Below are 8110 nucleotides of genomic sequence, written 5' to 3' on the forward strand. Positions count from 1 at the left end.
ACTGTCAAGAACCTGGGCTTGGCGGTTATTTTCACGGTACTCGGCCTGACGGCGGGCACACACGTCAATGTAGCGGGCTTTTTGTTCCATCAGCCTTTTTATCACCGGGTTGGACAGGTCGCTGGCGTTTTCCGCCGTGCTGATAAAATTCTCCGATTGGCGCAGATACTCCAGCGGCCCCAGTGTATCCGCCCGTGAAAATACCCAGGTCATCTCGGGTTCACTGTCAAGCCGCCACGGGAAATCATCAATGAATCGACCGCTGATGACGCCGAGTATCAGTACCTTGTCTACGGCGCGGAAAATCAGGGCGTCAACATCGGGATTACGGCTCAGGTTGTCGGCCAGAAAGTGCCAGTCCAACCTCCCTTCGCCCATGAAATCCTGCAGGTTTTTCAGGCGGTTTTTTTCCGCCAGCACCGTCTGCTGATACTCCTCAAGCTTTCCCTGTCTTTCGGCCTGGTAACTGGCCATCTTTTCGTCATACATGGCGGTATGGCGATTTTTGGCTTCTTGCTCCGAGTAGGCGTACTTCTCTTTGCCTGGTTTCAGCACGCAGTGGTAGATGACCCTGATGACGTCTTCATCATCGTCATTCTGGATTTTTTCCCAGGTGGTTTTCTGGCACATCTCGCGGTGATTCAACACCTGACCGTAGGTATATTGGGCGTTTCGCGGGACCTTGGTGTTCTCCAGCTTTTTCACAAGATTGTCACCGCACCCTGTCAGCAGGAGAGACAGCAACAGGGGAAAAGTGATTTTTGGCATGATAATGACTTCCTTTGAGGTTTTTATGATGTAATGACAATGGGTTGTGTTGCACTTCTACTGCGATGCTCCTGAGAACACCTTGGGGGGGGAGGCTGTCAAAAGAGGAGCCCCCAGACGGCACGGGCGATGGACATCACGGTATTCCTGACGCTGGCGAGCAGGGTGCGCACTACCGTAGGCATGCCAACGGCATCAGCCACACGGTCAAACACGTCTCCTACGCTCTCGCCAAAATCCTGGCGTGCGCGATCAACTACGGTGCCGGTTTTATAACGGTGCGTTAACTGGCGGGCGACCGCGCTGCTGGCTTGCCTGGGCAGATGTTGTACCAGTGCCTCGGCCAATGCCGTCAGGTTGTACCCTTCCTGTACCGAGACCGGTATAACCGGATGGACGGAAGACAGACTGCTGGCCACGGCCCGGCATTTTTCCTGCAGATGGGCCCACTGGGTGGGGGAAGGTTGACAGTGGTGTCTGTCCCATTCCCGGCAAGGCTCGATTTTATCGGCCTGATTGAGCACAAACAGCAGGCGGGCCGGGTTGAATCCCCCACGCTGAGTAATATCCTGATAGCCGGTTTCATCGGCGGTATGGGCACGGTCATCGGCTTTCAGCACCCAGAGGATAAAATCGAGTTCAGGCAGTAATTGTTGGTAAAGCGCGTGGTACGCCTCATCCCGTTCGACACTTTCCCCAATACCCGGCAGGTCGACCAGCGTCAGGGCATGCTGACCCAGGCTCAAGGTCAGACGTTGCGGTTCACGCGTACAACCGGAAACCGCGCTGACGGCAGTAACCTTGCCCCGGAACAACGCATTGCACAGAGACGACTTCCCCACGCCGGTTTTACCCATGATGCCAATCACCGGTGTGTAATCGATAAGGTGGCCAATATGCCGCAATATCGTGTCAGAGACCGACGAAGGCAGCGTCGTCAGAGACTGGCTGATGGCCTGTATACCGTCTTGTTTATTCATACAGCTCCCCAAAACAGAAAATGAAACGACGGCAGTGAACGCGTTGGTTCGCCACCGTCGCTGCGGTTGTCAGGGGGATAATATCTGTCTGAAATTATTTTCATTCGTACTCAGCGTCCTGCCTGGTAAGGGGTTAATCCGCCCCTCAGGGCGGTGAGACGAAATGGCCTGTTGCCCCCCTATTCGTCTGTTTTTCACCCATCATAACTATCAATATTGATCGTTACAAACGATCGATGTTAGATTATCGATCGTTATATTCTATTAATTGGTTTATTGGCCACACCAGGGAAAAGAAGAATTGTCATTAATTCATAACGGGTTACTGAGGTTATGACGATAAGGACAAGGCGTTGAACACGTGAGTGCTCAGATGCCTTGCGGAGTGAGGGTTGAGTCTTCCAGAGAGGGAACCATGCCATTTATCGCGGCGATATTTTTAGTACTGATCATCATCGTGTTACACAAATCCAAAGTCGGCAGCGTGATTATCATCACCCTCATCAGAATAGTGGCACCGGTGCTGGGGTTTGGCGCAGTGGCCGGATTTACCAGCGTGGTCGTTACCCCCTTTGTGGGGATCCCCCTGGGGCTGCTCGCGGGTTACTGGATCATTGTCATGATGTCCAAATCTAGGCGATGAAAGGTCCCCCCCTCAACGTGTGACATGCTAAAGAGGAAAAAACAGTGATAAGAAAAGCGTTAGTGAATACGGCCCTGCTGGTGGGGTTGTCTGCCCTGTCGCTGCCGTCAGGGGCGGTGATTGAACTCTGGCATTCCGATACGGTCTGGGCCAATCAGGGGATGTGCGCGGCGACCTTCACCCTGGATGGGGGTGGAAGCGATGGCAGTGGGCGGGGCATTGGTCGTCTGGAGATTACTGTCGATGTGCTGGATAAATCCGGGAAACGGCTGGATAGCGACACCCTTGAGGTCGAGCCGTTCAGTGACTCGGAAGCCACACGCTACCAGACCGCGCAGCTTATTGGAGAAGACTACTGTAAAGACAACCTGATTATCAACATCACCCGTGTGACCGAGACCGTAAACGGTAAACAGCGAGTGATCCCCCTCAGCGAGCTGGGCTCCCGCGACTTCAAGCCCTTTACCGTCAATATAGCGGGAAAAGAATAGGCAAAAACCTCGCCGTCGCTGCACTGGCTTCCCACAGTGGAACGAAAGCCGGTGTGGTATCAGCCCAATCACGTCATTCAGCGTGCCAGCGGGCAATCAACCTTATCAACCAGGGGATATCACTATGAACAGGATCGCCACCGCCATTGCCGTGGGTATGCTCGCAGGTAACGCTTACGCCTCTGCACCGCCTGCCAACACGATCTGGGAATTTACCGATGATACCAAGACCACGCTGTGGGAACGGTGCGGGCAGGACAGCAAGCAGTGTGCCGTTATCGCCAAAACCCGTCACTATGTGGCGCTGGTCAACCGCCAATCCAAAAGCGGGTGCGCATTAGGGGATTTATACATCACGGAGCGTGATAGTGCTTCCTATAAACAGCTTGATACCGGCACCTGTAGCCCCAACGGGTATATCGTGGAAGGCACCTACCACAACGGGCAATATCTCTCTGTCGACATCGGAGTGGGGGGAACGCTGGTCAAGCAGTATCCGATAGGCTACTGGTCGTTACAGAAAGAGTTCTCCGGGCCGAACAAGCCATCGTGGGAAAAGGCCAAGGCCACAGCCGCGAAAGAAAGGGAAGCAGCAGAGGAACTTAACAGAAAAAATTATGTGAGCAGGTGGGCGCTGGACAAGGGGAATATCTATTCGCTGGGAAATCACGATAAGAGCAAGGTTCTGGAGGTAAACTGCTCCACAGTATCATCCATACCGACCTGGATGAGATTTACATCACACTTTGATTCATACTTAGGTAGCAGCATCACGTTGACGATAGACAAGGTGAGTTATGTTGTTCCTGATGATACCGACGCCAAGGTGGCGGAGTGGAGCTCGCTGTTCAAGGCGATCACCACCGCCACCCGTATTGATGTCACTGCCGATGGAAAACTGCCAGAAAGCTTCAGGGTAGATCCAGGCAGTGCCAAGGGGATGTTGAACGATGAACGTTGTCAGCCGCCTCAGGACAAATAAACGGCCATCATGGGCAGCGTTGAGTCTGGACCTCAGTTATCGTAATGTGGATGCGGGGAAGATTGCGAATTACCCCCTCCGCTAGATGACAGTAAAACGGCGAAGGTCTCCGTGACGTCGAACAATGTGCTGTTGGGCGTGTGGTATACCTTCTAAAGGGAAGCACCTGCTGTGCCAGCGGAGGTCTGGCACAGCAACTTCAGGGGCAATATGAGCGTTGCACGCATTTCTCTCCCCCAAAAGACGGTGCTCACCCGTTCACAAATACTGCATGTGTAAAATTTCAGCATCCCTCGATAACGTCAGATAGCTATTTACAATCTCAAGCATAAATAACTGCAACCTGTTGACCTTTCACATCGGTAACCTGCATCTTGGCTTGGCTTTGGTATACGAGAGAATTTCCGTGTCTGACGATTATTTTTTCGCACTATAAACAACAGTAACCTTTTCTGGTTTTTTCAGTGTCGGTCCCGTCAGAGAGTTGATCCGATAAACGGGCACAATCACAGCGTTATGACCGCTGAACAAAACAGGTATCCAGCAGTATATCCGTGGGTCTTTTGTTGTCTCTGGAATACCTTTCGTGCCGAAAGACATCAGATCAACCACGCTGATAAACAGGGCCCCGGCAAGATCAAAAAAGAACTCGTCATAAACGACATCTTTGACCAGCAAAATGGTCGCATTCCCCGCAGCCAGTTTTATCGGTGAAGAGGCTTCCTCTTGCTGTTCCTTATCGATAAAGATTATCCTTTCCGTGTAAATGAAACAGGCATAACGGGCATCCGGCCCTGACTTTTCCAGAAGCGATTGACAGAGATCTTTGATGTGTCGGCTTTCCACCTTGCCGATAGCGTTATCCCGACGATGATGTCGCTTCCGCTCACGAACATGCATCACACCACTGACACTGTCAAAGTCATAACCTTTACTTGCCTGTAGCTTACTTTCCCAAAGCTCCAGACAGTACTTCTCAGCGGCGACAACATTGCGTCTTTGCGGTAAATCCTGCCGATAGACACCGGATAACAATCGTGTGTTCAGTGCATCTGCAAGCTGGTAATAGCGATTAACATCTTTCAGGATAGGTACAGTGGCGTCCAGCAAGGTGGCAATAACCTGCGAACGGGAGATCCCTTGTGATTTACTATACTCATCCAGCACGAGTAAAGTCTCTAGAGTACGAATATTAAAGGTTATACGGTCACCCATGCTTATTATCCACCTGTTAATCACATTAACGATTATGCATAACTTATCGTTTAAATATTATTATTTTTCAATCGATTGATTTTATTCTGTGATCTTAGAAGTCACACAGGCATAATAACCTGGCCTCACGGAAAAACACTAAGAGACTATCCAAAAAAGGATTGTCGTATAATGAATCACGGTAGTTTCTGAGGGCGAAGTATGGCAGGCAAGGTGATACCGTCTTTCGCGGGCAATGGTTTTCACTCTTCTCCTGGATCTGCGCCATTCTCCGGCGTAAATTGCTTCTCCCAGACATAGACCGTATTAGGCCACACCCCGAATGCGTGGGCAATGGACTTGGCGGCCCCCCCGTCTGATGCCGTTGCTGCATGCGTTGGGTTGCCGCAAGTTTCACCGATTCATCGACGATTTTTATCGCCGGTGAAATATGCCAGGGTTGCCTTTCCAGCCTACTCTGACGGGAGCCCTCAAGCTCGTATTGGGTTTTAAACGGCTTTGCCTTTGGTTGCTGACGGTTGGCCTCCTGCATCAACCCTGCCAGTTCATAGGGGTCTACTGCACCGATGGCGATCTGATGGTTAATATAATCACGGTGACGGCGGCGGTTGGCGAAACCGGATAACGGGATTTTTTTCAGGATCTGCCACTTTTCACGGTATTCTATCGCCTGCATGCCATGCACCATCCGCAGATGGGGACCCAGCGAAGAGAACATTCTGCCGCATTCCAGGCATTGCACGTACTCATGATTATGGTGTGCCCAGGCGTCTTCGGCACAGGTGACCGCTACCCTGCCAAGGTCGGCGATTCAGCAGAGCGATCGCAATGGCAAGCAAGTTTCGTTGTGCCCATACAGCTCAAAGACCGCTATCTCGGGTTGCGAACTGAATTGTTCTGAGCCTTCAAAACCGCGTTGTAGCAGAACCAGTTGGGATAGATAACAAGGCTCCGGCGCGATCACACTTAACTGCATTGGTCAGTGCTTTCGCTCCTACGACGCGATAATATTTGGGGAAAATAATTCATATCAAACAGAGAGGTTGGGAGTGACCAAGAGGGACGACTTCAAAGTAGCCACGAAACTAGCGCTTACCCGTCGGGCTGCACACTTTTGCTCCAATCCGCGTTGTCTCAAGCTCACGATCGGGCCGCACTCCGACCCAAACAAAGCTTTAACTTCGGGTCACGCCGCACATATTCATGCGGCCTCCGTACTGGGGCCACGTTACGAGACCTCGCAGACCGTCGCAGAACGAACGTCAATAGATACCATCACGTCACAGTTGTTCTCTTCGTCGTACTCAAAATAATAAGACACGCCGCTGTCGGCCAAGCGGCGGGCGATATGGGCGTATTCACTCTCACCGAACTGGATCATAATGGGTTTGAGGGGGTACTGGTCATGGAGCGCGAACCGGAAATCCAGCCTGTCCATGTTAGAACGCAGGAAGGTATCCTCCGTCATGCTGATGATACTGTCATTCTGGTAGACTGCGTTATTTGCGCCGTGGGTTAAACGGGCCAGACGGTGTTCCAGGGTGACGACATAGCGGGTTTCATCCGCAGAGGTGCCACACTGACGAAACTGGGTGATCACGCCCGGCAGAATACGCGGTTTGACCGACTCCCACGGTTTACCGTCGGGGTACATCAGAAACAGGGCGGAATAGTTGATGATAGGTTGCGCGGGGATATCTTTGGTGGTGCTGGTAAATTCAATCTCGTAACGCAGAATGGTGCTGATGGCTTCAACACCCGAGAATCTGAGCACTGAAATCCCGATGCCCGGCTGTTTGGACTCAAGGTTTGGGAAGCGCAGTTGATAATGGTTATGGATCGGTAATTTACTGCCAGCCAGAATGTAGGCTGTGTCCCGTAACTGTTTTTTGTACAGATCAGCATTGTTATAACTGTGCAAAAAACACTCTTAAGCGATAAAGGACGCCCTAAAAACGCTCAACACTCAACCAAAAATCACATTTTGGAAATGATTACTAAAGCACTTTTTGCCGTGTAGGGAGGTTAAGGGACACAGCCTAGTCCTGAATGCTCATCTTTCTTTCCCTAAATGATGGTGGCTCATGACAAAGGTCTGTCGAACCCGCAAACCCAATACCCAGTGGTGGGTCGCCTAATCCTCAGGCGTTGTGAGCGAGTACGAGGTGTCTTGCAGCAGGCTGCCTGCCAGCGCCACGGGATTGTCCTTATCCAGTCTATTTTTGATTAATAAAAATTAACCATATAAAGAGATGGCTAAAAATAGCACACGGCATAGGAGAAAAAAATAACGAAATACTTGAAATGTTAAGGTTTGGTTGGGTAACACTGCATGTCCCCACTGCAAACATAATCTGGCCAGCTTATCAATGCCTCGACGCATATCGACGGGCTCCCGCGCCAGCCAGATTTGCGGCGGCGTTAAGATAGGGACAAGGCCTGCATAACGGCGCGCAACTGAGCGGGAAGACATCTGACTGAATAGCCGTTGGGGAGGTTGAGCGTCACGGTATCGGCGTCATTATTCTCAGGTATCATTCGGCGCGCAGGAATAAAGGCAGCGGGAACGGCCAGGGTAACGTCATCGCGATGATGCTTTAGCCAGTAATAAAAGGTGACCGGGTTCAGGTCATGCTGTCGGCAATAGTGCTTTTTAGACAATCCACTCTATTGTCAGGTGTCGAGATGTTGTTGCCGTTCACTGTGAGAATACTGTTTTGCCATATTTTGCCTCAGGTTCGTTGTATTGAATGAAGGCAGCATGTGGCAACAGAGTTTTACTAGCAATATAAGATCACCGGACGCTTACGTTGCTTGGGTGTTGGCTTCCTTCGTTCACCCTAGTCACATCGTTATCTATGCTCCTAGGGCTTCACTCAGTTGCCGCCTACAAGCAACTCAAATTATTTTGTGTATAGGGCCTATTGGGATGGATTATAAATATAAATATCCAATTAATGTCAAATGAAATATTCACACAATGAATGACTTAGTCATCCTAAATATATACTTTCGTAAAATAAATAGTTAC

Annotated in this window: 9 protein-coding genes; 3 read left to right on the top strand and 6 right to left on the bottom strand. The window is 50.8% G+C overall.

Features of this window, described 5'->3' with window-relative positions:
- Together AC2A1E_RS23500 and AC2A1E_RS23505 are read right to left on the bottom strand one after the other, a co-directional pair.
- Positions 1-768 (bottom strand): hypothetical protein (locus tag AC2A1E_RS23500; protein WP_484385756.1); only part of this gene is annotated, 768 nt, incomplete at its 3' end.
- A gap of 98 nt (positions 769-866) precedes the next feature.
- Entirely contained in the window at positions 867-1748 is an 882-nt protein-coding gene (locus AC2A1E_RS23505; protein ID WP_484385757.1) for a GTPase family protein, read from the bottom strand.
- A 415-nt stretch (positions 1749-2163) separates the two neighbouring features.
- On the opposite strand from AC2A1E_RS23505, the gene AC2A1E_RS23510 reads away from it, so the two are divergent.
- The 3 genes from AC2A1E_RS23510 (at position 2164) to AC2A1E_RS23520 (ending at position 3864) form a co-directional block, all read left to right on the top strand.
- On the top strand, positions 2164-2391 hold the full coding sequence (locus tag AC2A1E_RS23510) for a hypothetical protein (protein WP_484385758.1): 228 nt from the start codon (positions 2164-2166) through the stop codon (positions 2389-2391).
- A gap of 44 nt (positions 2392-2435) precedes the next feature.
- The gene (locus AC2A1E_RS23515; protein ID WP_484385759.1) at positions 2436-2882 is read left to right on the top strand and encodes an IrmA family protein; all 447 of its coding nucleotides are present in this window, start codon (positions 2436-2438) and stop codon (positions 2880-2882) included.
- Between the two features lie 124 nt (positions 2883-3006).
- Complete coding sequence (locus AC2A1E_RS23520) at positions 3007-3864, top strand: hypothetical protein (protein WP_484385760.1); 858 nt, start codon at positions 3007-3009, stop codon at positions 3862-3864.
- A gap of 417 nt (positions 3865-4281) precedes the next feature.
- Here the strand turns inward: AC2A1E_RS23520 and AC2A1E_RS23525 are convergent, their stop codons facing one another.
- The 4 genes from AC2A1E_RS23525 to tnpA all read right to left on the bottom strand — a co-directional run bounded on the left by AC2A1E_RS23525 (position 4282) and on the right by tnpA (position 7740).
- Positions 4282-5079 (bottom strand): hypothetical protein, encoded by a 798-nt coding sequence (locus tag AC2A1E_RS23525; protein WP_484385761.1) that lies wholly within the window; start codon positions 5077-5079, stop codon positions 4282-4284.
- Positions 5080-5173: 94 nt separating this feature from the next.
- A complete protein-coding gene (locus tag AC2A1E_RS23530; RefSeq protein WP_484385764.1) occupies positions 5174-5890 on the bottom strand; it encodes a MucR family transcriptional regulator in 717 nt (238 codons plus the stop codon).
- A gap of 417 nt (positions 5891-6307) precedes the next feature.
- Positions 6308-7000, bottom strand: coding sequence for a contractile injection system protein, VgrG/Pvc8 family (locus AC2A1E_RS23535; RefSeq protein ID WP_484385762.1), 693 nt, complete (start codon positions 6998-7000; stop codon positions 6308-6310).
- A 500-nt stretch (positions 7001-7500) separates the two neighbouring features.
- Positions 7501-7740 carry an IS66 family insertion sequence element accessory protein TnpA gene (gene tnpA / locus AC2A1E_RS23540; protein WP_484385763.1) on the bottom strand — a complete coding sequence of 80 codons (240 nt, stop codon included), beginning with the start codon at positions 7738-7740 and terminating at the stop codon, positions 7501-7503.
- Positions 7741-8110 lie beyond the last annotated feature (370 nt).

The organism is Serratia sp. HNCC26DJ206, assembly GCF_057180605.1.

What these genes read in the sequence shown, in the direction of transcription:
- AC2A1E_RS23510 (WP_484385758.1), top strand. Translation starts at nt 2,164, where the DNA reads ATGCCATTTATCGCGGCGATATTTTTAGTACTGATCATCATCGTGTTA.
- AC2A1E_RS23520 (WP_484385760.1), top strand. Translation starts at nt 3,007, where the DNA reads ATGAACAGGATCGCCACCGCCATTGCCGTGGGTATGCTCGCAGGTAAC.
- AC2A1E_RS23505 (WP_484385757.1), bottom strand. Translation starts at nt 1,748, where the DNA reads ATGAATAAACAAGACGGTATACAGGCCATCAGCCAGTCTCTGACGACG.
- AC2A1E_RS23525 (WP_484385761.1), bottom strand. Translation starts at nt 5,079, where the DNA reads ATGGGTGACCGTATAACCTTTAATATTCGTACTCTAGAGACTTTACTC.